Source organism: Cyclobacterium sp. SOCE241, from assembly GCF_056867545.1.
This window is the reverse complement of record NZ_CP149779.1, coordinates 2766787-2781004: the sequence shown is the minus strand read 5'-3', so window position 1 is coordinate 2781004 and position 14218 is coordinate 2766787. Positions and strand designations below refer to the sequence as shown.

At 39.8% G+C, this 14218-nt stretch carries 17 protein-coding genes; 14 read left to right on the top strand and 3 right to left on the bottom strand.

Annotation, left to right across the window (positions count from 1 at the left end):
• Window positions 1-67 precede the first annotated feature (67 nt).
• The 8 genes from WG932_RS13860 (at window position 68) to WG932_RS13825 (ending at window position 4962) form a co-directional block, all read left to right on the top strand.
• Window positions 68-349, top strand: a complete 282-nt coding sequence (locus WG932_RS13860) for a hypothetical protein (protein ID WP_483088330.1) — start codon at window positions 68-70, stop codon at window positions 347-349.
• Window positions 346-1722 (top strand): hypothetical protein, encoded by a 1377-nt coding sequence (locus tag WG932_RS13855; protein WP_483088329.1) that lies wholly within the window; start codon window positions 346-348, stop codon window positions 1720-1722. The genes WG932_RS13860 and WG932_RS13855 overlap by 4 nt, the downstream gene beginning before the upstream one ends.
• A gap of 3 nt (window positions 1723-1725) precedes the next feature.
• Window positions 1726-2205, top strand: a complete 480-nt coding sequence (locus WG932_RS13850) for a hypothetical protein (protein ID WP_483088328.1) — start codon at window positions 1726-1728, stop codon at window positions 2203-2205.
• Between the two features lie 151 nt (window positions 2206-2356).
• Window positions 2357-2740, top strand: a complete 384-nt coding sequence (locus tag WG932_RS13845) for a hypothetical protein (RefSeq protein ID WP_483088327.1) — start codon at window positions 2357-2359, stop codon at window positions 2738-2740.
• Window positions 2737-3321 (top strand): hypothetical protein, encoded by a 585-nt coding sequence (locus WG932_RS13840; RefSeq protein WP_483088325.1) that lies wholly within the window; start codon window positions 2737-2739, stop codon window positions 3319-3321. Before WG932_RS13845 ends, WG932_RS13840 begins: the two co-directional genes overlap by 4 nt.
• A gap of 2 nt (window positions 3322-3323) precedes the next feature.
• Window positions 3324-3650, top strand: a complete 327-nt coding sequence (locus WG932_RS13835; RefSeq protein WP_483088324.1) for a hypothetical protein — start codon at window positions 3324-3326, stop codon at window positions 3648-3650.
• Entirely contained in the window at window positions 3647-4078 is a 432-nt protein-coding gene (locus WG932_RS13830; RefSeq protein WP_483088323.1) for a hypothetical protein, read from the top strand. The genes WG932_RS13835 and WG932_RS13830 overlap by 4 nt, the downstream gene beginning before the upstream one ends.
• Window positions 4079-4470: 392 nt before the next feature.
• Window positions 4471-4962, top strand: coding sequence for a hypothetical protein (locus WG932_RS13825; protein ID WP_483088322.1), 492 nt, complete (start codon window positions 4471-4473; stop codon window positions 4960-4962).
• Between the two features lie 307 nt (window positions 4963-5269).
• Here the strand turns inward: WG932_RS13825 and WG932_RS13820 are convergent, their stop codons facing one another.
• The 3 genes from WG932_RS13820 to WG932_RS13810 form a co-directional block, all read right to left on the bottom strand.
• Window positions 5270-5914 (bottom strand): JAB domain-containing protein, encoded by a 645-nt coding sequence (locus tag WG932_RS13820; protein ID WP_483088321.1) that lies wholly within the window; start codon window positions 5912-5914, stop codon window positions 5270-5272.
• A gap of 115 nt (window positions 5915-6029) precedes the next feature.
• Complete coding sequence (locus WG932_RS13815) at window positions 6030-6242, bottom strand: ArdC-like ssDNA-binding domain-containing protein (protein WP_483088645.1); 213 nt, start codon at window positions 6240-6242, stop codon at window positions 6030-6032.
• Between the two features lie 154 nt (window positions 6243-6396).
• Window positions 6397-6852 carry a hypothetical protein gene (locus WG932_RS13810; RefSeq protein WP_483088320.1) on the bottom strand — a complete coding sequence of 152 codons (456 nt, stop codon included), beginning with the start codon at window positions 6850-6852 and terminating at the stop codon, window positions 6397-6399.
• A 637-nt stretch (window positions 6853-7489) separates the two neighbouring features.
• On the opposite strand from WG932_RS13810, the gene WG932_RS13805 reads away from it, so the two are divergent.
• From WG932_RS13805 to WG932_RS13780, 6 genes are read left to right on the top strand one after another with little or no spacing between them, the layout of a single operon-like run.
• Window positions 7490-7876: a hypothetical protein gene (locus WG932_RS13805; RefSeq protein WP_483088319.1), complete on the top strand. Its 387-nt coding sequence runs from the start codon at window positions 7490-7492 to the stop codon at window positions 7874-7876.
• Window positions 7869-9734, top strand: a complete 1866-nt coding sequence (locus tag WG932_RS13800) for a phage tail tape measure protein (protein WP_483088318.1) — start codon at window positions 7869-7871, stop codon at window positions 9732-9734. Before WG932_RS13805 ends, WG932_RS13800 begins: the two co-directional genes overlap by 8 nt.
• Window positions 9731-11701, top strand: coding sequence for a coiled-coil domain-containing protein (locus tag WG932_RS13795; RefSeq protein ID WP_483088317.1), 1971 nt, complete (start codon window positions 9731-9733; stop codon window positions 11699-11701). The genes WG932_RS13800 and WG932_RS13795 overlap by 4 nt, the downstream gene beginning before the upstream one ends.
• Window positions 11689-11961, top strand: a complete 273-nt coding sequence (locus WG932_RS13790; RefSeq protein ID WP_483088316.1) for a hypothetical protein — start codon at window positions 11689-11691, stop codon at window positions 11959-11961. Before WG932_RS13795 ends, WG932_RS13790 begins: the two co-directional genes overlap by 13 nt.
• A complete protein-coding gene (locus WG932_RS13785; protein WP_483088315.1) occupies window positions 11961-13754 on the top strand; it encodes a hypothetical protein in 1794 nt (597 codons plus the stop codon). Before WG932_RS13790 ends, WG932_RS13785 begins: the two co-directional genes overlap by 1 nt.
• Window positions 13736-14107: a hypothetical protein gene (locus tag WG932_RS13780; RefSeq protein WP_483088314.1), complete on the top strand. Its 372-nt coding sequence runs from the start codon at window positions 13736-13738 to the stop codon at window positions 14105-14107. Before WG932_RS13785 ends, WG932_RS13780 begins: the two co-directional genes overlap by 19 nt.
• Window positions 14108-14218 lie beyond the last annotated feature (111 nt).

Sequence of the window (14218 nt, the reverse complement as noted above, 5' to 3'; positions counted from 1 at the left end):
GCTTCATTTTTAAATATAATAAAAAAATGTCCTTTCTAAACCCCACTTCCCTCACGAAATTAGCTTAATGAGTAAGTTAACGGTATATGAGGCCATCAATAGGATGAGAGAGCTTTCAAGAGAAGGCAAGACTTTTTCCTTTTCATTTATGTCCTATTCAGAGGATAAACAGACTACGGAGGGCATAGTGGAAGTACGCAATGGGAGACTAACCGCTAAATCCGCACAATCAGAAATCCAAAACGCAGATTTTCTTCAACCTTATACAGACCTAGATATTCTGGAGCCAAGGAGGTTCTACATTCCTACCCTTATGATTTTTAACGGTCAAAAGACCACATTAATATGACACAGAAAGCTGATAAAGTGCAAAAAGTAGGTAAGACCAGGCTGCTAAATACGGAAGCAGGAGCCTTTGTGATGGGGCAAAATCCATTTTCTGGTTTTGATGAGTTTGTAGGTTTGTCAAAAAACATAGACTGGGAAGCTGATCCCGCTATCATCAATGGCAGAAAGATAGTTCCTCACGGCGTAAATAATGATCTTCCGGTGATCATCCGGGATATTATGGATAAGAATAATCTGGCACCAGGCATACTCGAAAGAGAAATGGGTTTGCTATATGGTAATGGTCCCCAGCTGTACAAAGTCACCTATAAAGAAGGAAAAGTGAGCCGGGAATATGTGGAAGATAAAGAAATTCAGGCTTGGCTCGACAGTTGGAATTACAAACGCTATGTAGATATGGCCATGGTGGAATTTAAGTATATGAAAGGCATATACGTAAAACGCGTAAGAAATAAAGGCCCACGCATAGGAGGTGTAGGGAAAATTAAATACCTGGAAGTAATACCAGGAACTGATGCCCGTTTGGAATGGCCTGAAGTAGGACCTAAGCGACTGGAATCGGTAAAACAAATCCTTACCGGAGACTTTCAGAATCACTGCCTGCATACCGGTATTACGAGCTATCCTGTTCACGACCCCTGGAAACCTTTCAGGCATGGGATTTCCATAGGGTATCATAACAAATACAGCTTTGGCAGGAATTTTTATAGTGTGCCTAGTTACTATGGATCTCTTAACTGGATTATGCGCTCATCTGACATTCCTGAAGTACTCAAGTACCTCAGTGAAAACGGGATTACGTCGGCTTATCATATTCATAGTCCTGCAGGCTATTGGGAAGACAAGCTGGAGAAGCTGGAGAAAATGCATCCCGGTAGAACTGATGCACAGATAGACAAGCTTCTGGAAGAATTGAAAGATAAGACTTTCAGTAAAATGGCTCAAGTGCTTACCGGAAAAAGGAATGCAGGCAAGTTTATAGAAACGGTAGATTTTTATGATGAAGAAGGGAACAAGAATGAGTGGAAAGTAGAAGCCATAGACCAAAAAATCAAGGACTTTGTAGAGAGCCAGGTTAAAATTGGGGAAAAAGCAGATTCAGCTACAACCTCAGGTATGGGTTTGCATCCTTCACTCTCCAACATCATCGTAAATGGCCAGCTAAGCTCCGGTTCTCAGATGCTATATGCGCTAAATCTGTACATGGCTAGCGATACCTCAATACCTGAAGAAGTGGTATTTGAGCCCATTAATCAAGCCATTGCAGCTAACTTTCCTGGGAAAAAATTAAAGATGGGGTTTTACCATGATGCTGTGATGAAAGAGCAGGAAGTGAGCCCGGAAGACAGATTAATCAATAAAGAAACCCCTTGATTCATGTTATTTAATAAAGCCAATAATGGAGCAGTGGAGCTTAGGGATCGGACAGGATCCTACTACGCAAATAATAAATTTGATCGGATCGCTACAGATGTGATGCTGGCCGAGCATGCAATGATCAAGCTTATTGGTCAAGATGTATACGACAGGGCGCATGATCATTATATGAGTAATGATTACCAGACAACAAATCATAATGCAGCCCAGAAAATAAATGATGAACTGGTATTAATGTTGCAGATCCCCATTGCCTACAGAGCTACCTACAATTACTACCAGTCAAATATTGTTTCTCATGAGGATGCAGGCAGAAAACTAAAACTAGATCCGGAAAATGAAAAGGTGCCATGGGAGTGGATGTTAGATAGAGATGACCGTGCCCAAGTAAGCAAGGGGAATAAGACTACCGATATGTTGATTTCCTGGTTAGAAGAAAAAGGATTCCAGAATGGCTTGAAAGTCAAAATAGGAAGATAGCTAGGGAACTGTTTGTATGGAATGAGGAAATCTTTCAGGATGCTTACCCCATTGATCAAAGTCCAAGGTTTTTTTATACCACACTAGCTTGGAATAAAGAAGTTCAGGAGCGTGAAATTAAAAAGCCCTTGGCAATAAGTACACTGATCTTTTGGCTTACCATATTGAGTTAAATGAAGGGAGTGGATCAGGACTGGGAGGTATACCATCTGTAAATAATGGTGAATTGGAAGAGTTATTGAAATTGGTGCAAAAAGCAATTCCTCTTTTGGTGATGGTAAAAGCTGTAAAGCGTCTTTCCTTGCAAGTGCTTCCTGAAGGAGTGGTGCAGCAATTTATGAGTGAAACAGAGGGGAGAGGTGCTAGTCAGGCGGCTCTTCTGGATGTGATCAAATACCAGGTGAAGCGGTTGGAAGATGATGCGTCAGATGTTTTTGATGATGTAAAGCTTTGGCTACAGCAAGCAGATCCTTCGTCCGGAGAATTTAAATTGTTGCCGAATAACAATGAGACAGATAAATTCTTCCGGACATGAATATCATCGAATTACCAGAAAGAAATATTCGCCTTGAAATCCCTTCTCACTGGGACGAAATGGATTCGAAGCAACGTCAATATTGCCTGAAGCAGGCTATAATGTGTACTTCAGGTGTTATAAGTCTGGATGAAGCTAAGGTAAGGTGTTTTTATCATTTAGCAGGAATCAAAAGAAATGTGAGAGCTGTGGCTGTGGAAAGGGTGATGAGTAAGGAAATGTATGATGAGAAAAACAGTAAAGTGGTTTTGCTAGCAGAGCAGCTGTGCGGGTTTATGTTTAAAAAAAATGAGGATGGCCAAACTGAAATCTGTTATGAAACAATCTATAATCATTTTCCTGTATTACAAACCGGGAAGATCAAGCTTCATGGACCGCAAGATTTATTGGCAGATCTTAGTTTTGGAGAGTTCAGGGCTGCCTTGGAGGAAATGAAAGAGTTTTTCCGGACAAATGAGCCTAGTGACCTCAATAGAATGTTGGCATGTCTTTACCGTCCTGAGCGGATGGAATATGACTTAATCAAAAAAGAGATGATTTTGATGGAAGTATTAGAGAGCCTTTTAACAGGGCAAGAATAGAAATGAATGCAGTTTATTTCAAAGAAGTTTCTCAGGTATTGAAAACGGCTGTCTTGTTATGGTTCACTTTTATGATTAATTATATTCAAAAAGAAGAGTTAATACTAGGCGGTGAAGTGGTAAGCTTCTCAGGGCTCTTTTCCGGTGAAGAAACGGAAGGTCGTAGACCTGCAGGAAGTGGATGGGTAACTATACTACATCAAGTTGCCAAGGAGGGACCCTTTGGTGATGTTGAAAAAACAGACAAAATGGGACTATATGATGTGTTGCTATATATGAAGGATTGCCACGAACAAAATGAAGAGATCAAAAGGAAGTCAAAAAAATGATAAGCATTAAAGATTATAATTCCATTTGTAAAAACTGGGTGGATGAAATTCAGGAACTGGTGAGTCATCACCTAGTAGCACAAGATAATCATGCTGTGAATGCACTAAAGGACGAAAGAGGGATACAGCTGGTGGCCGTGATTCCATCAACAACAGCGTCTGGATCTGATCCCTCGAGCATTTCAGATAATCATAGTGCATTATTTTTTGTGCTTAGCAAAGGATGGACAGGTCAAACTAAAGTTGAGGAACTTGATCAATATGAAAAAACACAGGCAATTACCTTGGAAATTAGGAACAAAGTGCTTGAAAGCTTTGAAGAAGGGTGCGGCCCATTTTGGCAACTTAGCTCTGAAAATATACCGATCGATCCGGAATACAATATTTTCGGAGGTTGGAATGGCTGGTCCATGTCTTTGTTGTTTTAAGAAGAGAGAGAGGAGTCAATTTGATGGCAGGGTAATTGTAGAGATTTGTATTAATTGCGGTAAACTGAAGCGTTTTTATATTGAATAATTAAAGGGATTTACGAGGTTTTGATTAAATTATATACTAGAAGGAAGATTTGAAATTCTAAAATTGTATAAATATATGATTATATTTGTACATGGGTACATATAGAAATATTATCATAATTAAAACTGCCGGAAAAGAAGAATTTTGGTCAAATCTCAAGTTATTATGCGAAAACCATCCTGAGTTTTCTTACGATTATATCAAATCTAAAAAGTTTCCATTTGAGTATAAGGGTTGGGATTTTAGGAAAGTTGAAGTGAATAGGGTAACAAATGGTTTTCCAAAATAGAGTTAAGAAAGGTTTATGAGAGTAGAGGAAGATAATAGCAATGAAGAATTTAATCGGTTGGCATTTCATGTTTTGAAAGATCACCAGACAATTCACTTGGATATTCGGAGCGAAGTGATGAGTATGATGATTGCGGCTGAGAGATTAAATTCAGAAGTGAACCTTTTTAAGGTAACCAGAAAATCTTGCGTCATTATGTTCTTTACTCTAATTGAATTTGACTTGTATTTTTTGGGTAAAATTAGTAGGATTAATAGAAATACAAAAGTTGAAAATTTCGGAGAAGATAGTCGAGAAGTTTTTAAAAATTTCTTTAGAGCTAAAGGAAAACAAAAAATTATTGATGAATATTTTGATAAAGAGTGTGATTTTTTGAATAGGTTAAAAATCGCGAGGGATAAGTTTATCTGTCCTAGGGAATTGAAAGACCTAAAATTAAGTGAAAACTTTAATGAAAAATTGAGAATGCATTTTTTAGGTATTGTACCCTATTTGAAGGCCTTATGAATGAATTTTATAAAAATCACAATTACAATTCTTAATTAAATATTAAGAGTTATTATTACAATTTTAGGTTTTAGTAATAATTCATTCCATTAGCCTTTTTCCATTCAACATTTATTATAGCAGGTGCGGAGAAATGTTGAAGGGAAAAAGCAGACAAACACATCCATTTTTCCCCAGATCCTATACGGTAGTATTAATTTTTTGTAAAAAAATCCGACGCATGTCGTGGAACTGTGGAAAAATTCCGATTCCAGCGCGCGAAACTACCTACTTAGTAAGTAGTTCACGTTTAAGTAATAAAAGTAAATTAAATTAATCCATCATCGGCAAAAGAGTAATATCCACTATTGGTAAAAATTAGATGGTCCAAAACGGGCATTTCCAATTCCTTGCCTACATTTACAAGTTTTTTTGTGATAGCAATATCAGCCTGTGAAGGTTTTAAATTTTCGCTTGGGTGGTTGTGAATTAAAATAATGGCTTGTGAATAGTTTTCAATAGCAGATTTAAAAATTAGCTTGGAATCTACCACGGTTGCCGCTGTACCTCCGGAACTTATAAGCTTGTGATTTATTACCCTGTTTGCTCTGTTAAGCATTAAAATATAAAAATGCTCCTGTTGTTCATCTAAAAGAAACGGCCTAATGTATTCATAAGCATTATTTGAGCATTGAATTTTAAATGATTTTGCAGGATCTATTTTATATCTTCTTCTCCCTACTTCAAAGCTGGCCACAATTGAAGCCGCTTTATTTGCTCCTATGTTTTTAAACTTCATTAGGTCATGAAAGGAAAGTTTGGCAATATTTGCCAGTTCATTTTTTGCCATATCAAAAATTTCATTTACTGTTTGGTCTGGCAATTGAAAGGCTGTTGAAAATAGCATTTTGTCATTTAGTGCCATTTTTCCAGATGTTAATAAAGTTTGTGCAGGTTCTCTTAAAGTTTTCATTATAATACAATGTCTAGTTTAACGGAATTGAAAAATTTTTCAGCAGGTTCTTGGGCTTTTGAAACCTTTTCTTTTTGGGTTTCTTCTCGCTCCTGGCTTAGCTCTTCGGCCGTAATTACCTGCTTATCGGAAAACAAGTAGCAAAGCGGAAAATATTTATATTCTTCCTCAGGGTCATTTGGGTTTTCTTCTTCCTTATCCTCGTCATTTTTTTGTAAATGGGTTGACCCCATACTAAAAAAGCTTTGGATCCCTTTTTTACTGTTGCTCCTTGTTCTTTCCATTGTTTGAAGGTATTAAACTCTGTGGCTCCATGAGTATTATACATATGGTTTAGCAACATATAATTGATGGTTTTAGAAGCCCAAAAAAGGGCTTCATTTTCGGTTTCTGATGCTTCTTCCATCGTTTCCCTGAGTTCCTTGGCTTCGTTGCTTAAAGCTATTAATTCAGCTCTTTTTGGGTTTTGTGGTTTCTCCATTTTATGCATTGATTTGGTTTTGAATTTCTGTTCTTTTGTCCTGAATTTTACTAATGGCGAATCCTAGAACATCCCCAATTAATTTTGGGTGGGCAATGGTTAAAACATCTTTTGGGGAGCCATAAGAATTTTGTTTGTATTGGATTTTTAATTGAAAATGGTCTGATAAAAAGGCGTCATTTTCTTTTAATGATTCATTAATTTGTTCCTGAACATTCAAAAGGTTTTCAGCATAGTCATTTAGTAGCCTGAGGCGTTTTATCATTTCTTGTTTTTGTTGGAAAAATTTTATCTTTTCCTCTAAGCTTTCGGGTTGGTTGTCCAATTGGCTTTTCAATTTTTCGATTTCCTTTTTTAGCGTTTCTACTTCGTTGGTTTGTGTTAGCTTGCCTGACTTTTTAGGCTGTTCTTTTGTCTTGCTTACTTCCATCACTTTACTTTTAGTTTGATCTTTCATTTTTAGAAAATTTAAAGGTGTTGTTTCGTTTGATTTGATATATAAATATAAGCAAATAATTATATATTTCAAACATGTTAAAACCTGTCTATTAGCATGTTATGTTTAATTGTGCTTATAGTTAGGGTGTATTAAATGACTATAGGGTTAAATAAAATTTCACCTCTTTTTCTAATGAAAAGGCCAAATAGGCCGAAAAAAGGCTAAAAATGTGGTGTTTTTGACACTGTAAAATTATTTAAAAAAATGATTTTCAGTGGTTTATGGTTTTGGTTACTTTTTTTAAAAGTAATTCAGTCAGAATTGACCCCGACTCCGCCCCAACATTGGTTTGCAATTGCAAATCTTGGTTTTCAAAAGGATATATGATCCCCCGCCCCCTTATTAAAAAAATAGCCTTTTACAAACCTATTCAAATCCCACCATTAACACTTATAACCCACAAAATCCCACCATTAATTAAATTATACCCTAGGATTATGAATTAGATTTTGGCTTAAGGATAGCAATGGTTAGCCCACAGACTTCTTAAAAGTCGAGGACTATGAATGGATAGCCTGGTTCGGCAGAAAAGCCCCAATACATTGTCCTTTGTAAAGCTAATAGGGAAAGATAGTTTAGTGAAAAAAATAAAGGTTTGGAAGGGGTAATTATAAAAAAGGCATTCGTACAAAAAATTCTCAAAGAAGAGTCTCAGCGACTAGAAAGAAATCAAGGTTTAGAAATGAGGAAGCTTTTGCACTTCCATACTGGTATTCTGGAAAGAGAAAGGGACTTTAAAATAAGTACAGAGAGTGGAATGGATGGCCAATTAAGATTTAAGCACAAGGCTTATCAAAGGTTTCTAGACCTAAAGAAAAATCCAAAAATAAAAAATGGAAGGAGGATCAGAAAGCGTAATTATCCTATACATAACAGGTTTGTTTTTGGGCATTATTATGTGATTGCCAATAGATTGATGGTAGAGTTTACTAATGAGGTTAGGGACGGGATTAAACGTGAAATAGAAAATAACCATGGGTAAAAAACTTAGGGATGAGGATCTGGTCCTCAATATCGTAGTCAATGGTGATCGCGGCCAAAAAGAAATAGGGGAGCTTGAACGTGCAGTAAAGGACACAAATAAAGAATTACAAGCCCTAGAGCGTTCCGAAAAGAAGCTTCGAAGGTCAGGTAAATTGAATTCTGAACAGTACAAAGCTGTAACTCAAGCCATAGAAGATAAAAATAAAGCACTTAACCTGGCTCAAAGTAGATTGCAATCCTTGCGCTCTCAGGTTGATGTTAATAAGATGTCATTGGTGGATCTTAGAAGAGAAATGTACCGCATCCGGAGATTGCGGGATTTGGCGGTGCCATATACCAAACAATGGATTGAGCATGAAAAACGATTGAATCAGGTTAATACTAGATACCAGGAATTAAATGGACGTGCAAGGGAAACGGGTAGTTCACTTCAGAAAATGGCAGGTAGGTTTAATCATTACATTGGTGTAATGACTGCAGGTTTTGCTTCACTAATAGCTGCTATTAGTGGAATTAGGAAAACCATAAATGATTTTGCAGAATTTGATGATAAGCTAGCCGACGTAATGAAAACTACCAACCTTACCAAGATTGAGGTTCGTGAGTTGAATGAAGAATTAAAGAAAATTGATAGTAGAACATCACAGAATGATTTACTGGGCCTTGCTAGAGTGGCGGGAAAACTAGGTATACAAGGCAAAGAAGACATTTTAGGGTTTGTCAGAGCTGCTGATCAGATAGGTGTAGCCCTATCTGAAGATCTAGGAGGGGATGTTGAATCTGCCATTACTCAAGTAGGCAAATTAGTAGATATTTTCAAGGTTTCTGAGGATATATCTCTTGAACAAGCTTTATTAAAAGTGGGTTCTTCGATCAATCAGTTAGGAATGGCCACAACTGCGAACGAAGGCTATATTGTAGAGTTTACACGAAGAATGGCTGGTGTTGGACCATTGGCAGATATCAATATAACCAAATTAATGGGGATGGCTGCAACTTTAGATAGTCTTGGTCAAACCTCGGAAGTTAGCACAACAGCCCTATCCAAATTGTTTTTAGAAATGGCCAAAAATTCGGATGCCTTTGCCAAGTATGCATCGATGGATGTGAAAGCCTTTAAAGAGTTGTTGGATACGGATGCCAATGAAGCTTTTATCAGGGTATTGGAAGGTGTTAAAAGAAATAGTGATGGGCTAACCAGTTTGTCTGAAACACTTGGTGATTTAGGCCAAGATGGAGGCAGGGTGATTGGGGTTTTAGGTTCATTGGCTAATAATACTCAACTATTAAGAGAACAGCAGGAATTATCTAACCAGGCATTTGAAAAGGGTACTAGCCTAACAGAAGAGTTTGGATTAAAGAATGAGACAGCTCAGGCACAATTGGATAAGGCAAGAAAGGGCCTTCAAAACATGGTTGTTGAGTTAGGTGAAAAGCTATTGCCTGTGATGACAGTTAGTACCAATGGCTTTAGTTATTTTGTCAGGATCTTATCTGTACTTTTTGATTTCGTAAGTGATAATTGGAGAGTTCTTTCACTCTTAACTGTAGCCTTGGTAAGTTATAGCACTGCATTGCTTGTAAGTAATTCCTATACCAAAATTGCAATTATACAGGCTAAGCTAAAGGTATTTTGGGACAATGCCATGCTAGCATCTACTCAATTACTTGCCGCTGCGCAAATGGTATTAGCTGGAAATATCAAAGGAGCGACACAAGCCATAAGGGTTTTTAACTCAGTAGCAAAAATTAATCCTTGGGTGGCACTGGCTTCATTAATAGCTGTTGTAGGAGTGGCAGTTTATCAATATAGCAAAGGATTAACTTCAGCTGAAAAAGCACAGCGCGGAAATTGAATGATATTCAGGTAAGTGCTGAAAAATCCATAGTTCGGGAAAAACTTGAAATGGAAAGATTGCTTGCAGTAGCCCGAGACAAAACAAGGTCTGATGAAGATAGACTGAAGGCTATTCAAGCGCTTCAAAAATTATCTCCTCAATACCTGGGCAATCTTTCCCTGGAGACAATTAACACCAAGGAAGCTACAGAAGCTACTGACGCTTACATTGCTTCTCTGCTTAAGAAAGCATCAGTACAGGCTGCTGAAGATGAACTGGTAGAACTTCAAAAGAAACGAATCGAAGCATTAAAGACCGGGCAGGCTGAGGAGCTTAGCTTGTGGCAAAAAACAAAGTTAGCGGTATTGAGCTTCGGTAATGAAGAAACTTTGGTCAATGATGTTCGCGAGCAGTACAGGAAAGAGAACAGAGAAGCCATGGAGGCTGATTTTCAAGCGCAGGAAGAACTTCTAACTGGCTTCCTTGAGAAAAACATTGATTTAAACAAAAAATTAAATCCCGCCATCGAAGAGGATGATGCTACTACCACTACTACTACCGCTACAAATGGAGGATCAAATAAGCCCAAAACTAACGCCAAATCAAACCTAGAAAAACAACTCCAACAACAAGCTGAATACCGTCAAAAAATCATCGACGGCCAAAAATCACTCGTAGAACAGGAGAAGCTGGCTTATGTGGAAAGGCTTAAGCAAGCAGGGATCTATGGCAAAGATGTGACCGAACTTACAGCTGAGGAAAATACCGTCCGAGAAGCCTTGCAAGAGCAATATTACAACAACATCAACCAACTGGATTCTGAGGCGGTTGAAGGTTTCATCAATAACAATCAATCGAGATTTGAGAGGGAACTGCAGCAGCTCCGAACGCTTAACAATGTGAAATACAAGGAGATCAAAACCCTCGAAGATGCCAAAGGGCTCCTTCAGGATGATCTTTCCCAGGAAGCATTGGATGGGCTCAAGAATCTCCGTCAGGCGCAACAGGAAGTAGACAAGAAGTTTATCCGCGATGAGGAGCAGATGGTTAAGGAGCATTTGCAAGGTCTTATGGCTCAGCTCAACTCCCTTATGGCTGGTGGAGAGATCGAAGGTCTCGATCTTGCAGACAAGCTGCTCTCTGACGAGGAGCGTCAAGTTCTTGCTGATCGAATTGCAGATATCAAGGAACAGCTCAGCGAACTTGGGCTTAAGTCCGGTACTGAGATAGCAGAGGACGAAGGTCTGAGAAACACCGGTGTGGATGTGCTTGGTTTTTCTGCTGAGGATTGGGATGCTTTTTATACTAGGTTAGAAGGAGGAAAAGTTCGCATGGATGACATTGCCCAGGCAGCCAATTCACTCGGGCAGATTTGGACACAATACAATGAATTTAAATCCGCTAGTGAGCGAAAGGAACTGCAGGAATACAAGCAGATCAACGAACAAAAACAAGCAACGCTCAAGAAACGACTAGACCAGGGAGTCATCTCTCAGGACGAATACAACGAACAGATTGATGAACTCAATCTGCAATTAGACAAGAAGACGGCGGTTCATGAGCGTAATCAGGCGAAGCGTGAGCGCAATGTTGCGCTTATGGCCGCTATCGTCAACACTGCCCAGGCGGTCACTTCTGCACTTACAGCCGGCCCTGTCATGGGGCCAATTTTGGCCGGGGTTATCGGAGGTATGGGCTTATTGCAAATCGCCAAAATCCGAAATGAACCTCTTCCGGAGATTCCCGGGGCAGAAGATGGGGGTACATGGATGTGGTACGAAGCCAGGACAAAAAAATGTTCCGTTCTCGGGGTTTCATCAGGTCTGGTTTCGTTGACAAGCCAAAGGTTTTGGTGGGCGAAAATGGAACAGAATTCATCGCCAATAATGAAGCTTATCAAAATCCAACAATCCGTCCGGTTCTCAATGCCATCGACACGGCTCAGCGAAACGGTACTATTTCCTCTATCAATTTGGAAAAGGTAATGGCCAAACGCATGGAGCTCTTCACACTTCCGGGAAGACAACGGGGAGGTTATTCCAGGAAAAAGAGTCCGGTACCTGTTCCTTCTATACAGCCGGATCCTGAGGTAATGGATTTGATCAGGCGAAACAATGACCTGATGAACAGCCTTCAAAAGCAGATTAGCAAAGGCATCCGCGCAGATGTTAGCCTACTGGGTAAGCGGGGATTCTACGAAGCCGAAAAAGATTATAATGAAATCAAAAACAACACTGAACTGTAATGCTTAAGATGTTGCTCAAAGGTGTACCCGTTAATTACAACCCGGACATCGCTCTCAATCTCATATATGAGAATCCTTTCTTCTACAATGATCGGATTCCTTCCACCCATTCCCTTAACTTTGAGCTTCCGGCCACCAGGCACAACCTTAACCTATTCCTGCATCCAAACAGGATTAACACTTACGGAGCTTTCAAAGAATACGACGGGTTCGACATCTATTTCTCCACAGTCAAGATTCTCACAGGGGTACTTGTAGTTCAAAAGTTCGAGAAGAATATTAAGTGCTTTTTTCGTGGCTCTGTCATCACCGATGAAATGCGCAAATCCCTCCCCGATGTAGAGATGGAGCAGTTCAACTTTGGCGGAGAGAGGGATTCTCATGATTTTTATTCCACAGATTTTTACGGATATTTCTATAGAGAGACCATCCAAGGCACGCTATCCAATCCGGATGCCAAGTTCGTGGCGCCACCGGTAGCCGTCAAGGATATCAAGTGGCCAAGGCTCGAAAATCAAGCAATCGTCCCGGAATGGGGTGGAAATCTGGCGGCCAATCTTATGTACTTCAATTTCTTTAATGCCAGGGATGAGGAGTACATGCTTTTTGACGATGTCAATACATCTCACACCATTGTTTTCCCTGCTGTTAAGATATGGTACATCTTCGACCATTTCTTTGGGAATAGCCTGGACCAAAACCCTTTCGCTTCCGGAGACCTTAAGCGACTTACTCTCCTCAGTACCTTTCATCCACGCTGGAAGGAAAGAATGGGGTACAGCGGTTATCAGTCCATGTTGCTTGATGTGTACCCTAGCGATTTGTATGAAAATGAAGGGTATTTCTATCTCAATTCATTTCTCCCTCAGCTCCCTGCAAACGACCTTATCAAAGAATCACTCAAATTAATCTGTCATTCTCTCTATCCTGCCGGCAATCGCTTCAGGGTCCGGTCTAATGAGGCAGTACTTGCAGGTACCGATTCCGTAAACTGGTCAGGTAAACAGATAGGAAGGCTTACCCTCTCTGATCAGGAAGGCCAGACCTATACATACGGTTATGCGGAAGCTGTTCCGGATATTAATCCTTCAGACTATGACAATGTAGTCAGCACCATCCACCAGATGTTTCAGTATCCTATGGGTGGAGAGGAAGATCTGGAGATTTACGTCACATCCACCAAGGAGGCTTACAAGAAGATCCTTCGAGAGAAGGCAAATTCTGGGACTCCCGATAGATTTGATTATGAACTTATAGGCTCAGCCATGGGCAGGGGTGAGGGTACCTCAGGTTTCGAGATGAAATCAAACATGGTACCGGTCACCATGTCTATAAAAGAATACTGGGCAGATCATTATGATGATGCCGGTATCAAGTTTGGTTCCTGGTATGTACCTGTATGGGAGGGTGACAGACTCCTTCGTCCGGACCAGCTGCATATAGGTCTTTTTCACGGTCTGCAAGATACGCACACCGAACTTCCCGGAGGGTCTGAAAACAACCCTAACCGATACCCATTAATGGCTCCGCATAACTACAATGCTTATGGAGAGCGTCAGGGAGGACTCTCCCTGGAGTGGGAGGGACCATACGGCTTGATTAATTTGTACCATCGTGCCTATATGAACTATATGCAGGCAAAAAAGAAAAAGGTAAGCAGTCTTTTCACACTCAGTGCCCTAGATATCAAGAACATGGATATGAGCAAAAAGTCCACCTGCGGGGAGTCAACTTCCTTATCGAAAAGATCGAGCTTACAATCCGTCAGCGCAAGATGGAGCCTGCCTCCATAGATTTGATTGAGTCTGATATCGAGGGGATCTTTGATGGACATGAATCTGCCGACAGTTCCGGAGGTGGTATAGGTCCTGAACTTGGCGACTGCTACACCATAGAGATAGACACTGAAGTATTCGATACCGAATCCCAAACACTCACCATACAGCGGCAGAGACCTGGATCAGAGCAGGAAGAAAGGCCTTGGAATTCTTATTTTTACACCCAAGAAGGTTTTATCATCACTGTGGCCATTTGCTCTGTTTCAGCCCCGGTGCTAAAGGTAGATGGTATCCTAATAGACCCTATTCTGGGCGTAACTGTCACTACCGGCGGAACATGTTCTTCGGATGCTACTTGTTTGAGTTAAGCAGGGTAATGCTTTTTATTATTGTAATATTTAATAATTTTGTGGTGCTCACAAAAGTTAAATGTTTCCTATGTACAGAAGTCAATTTTATGCTAGAAATAGGATAAATCC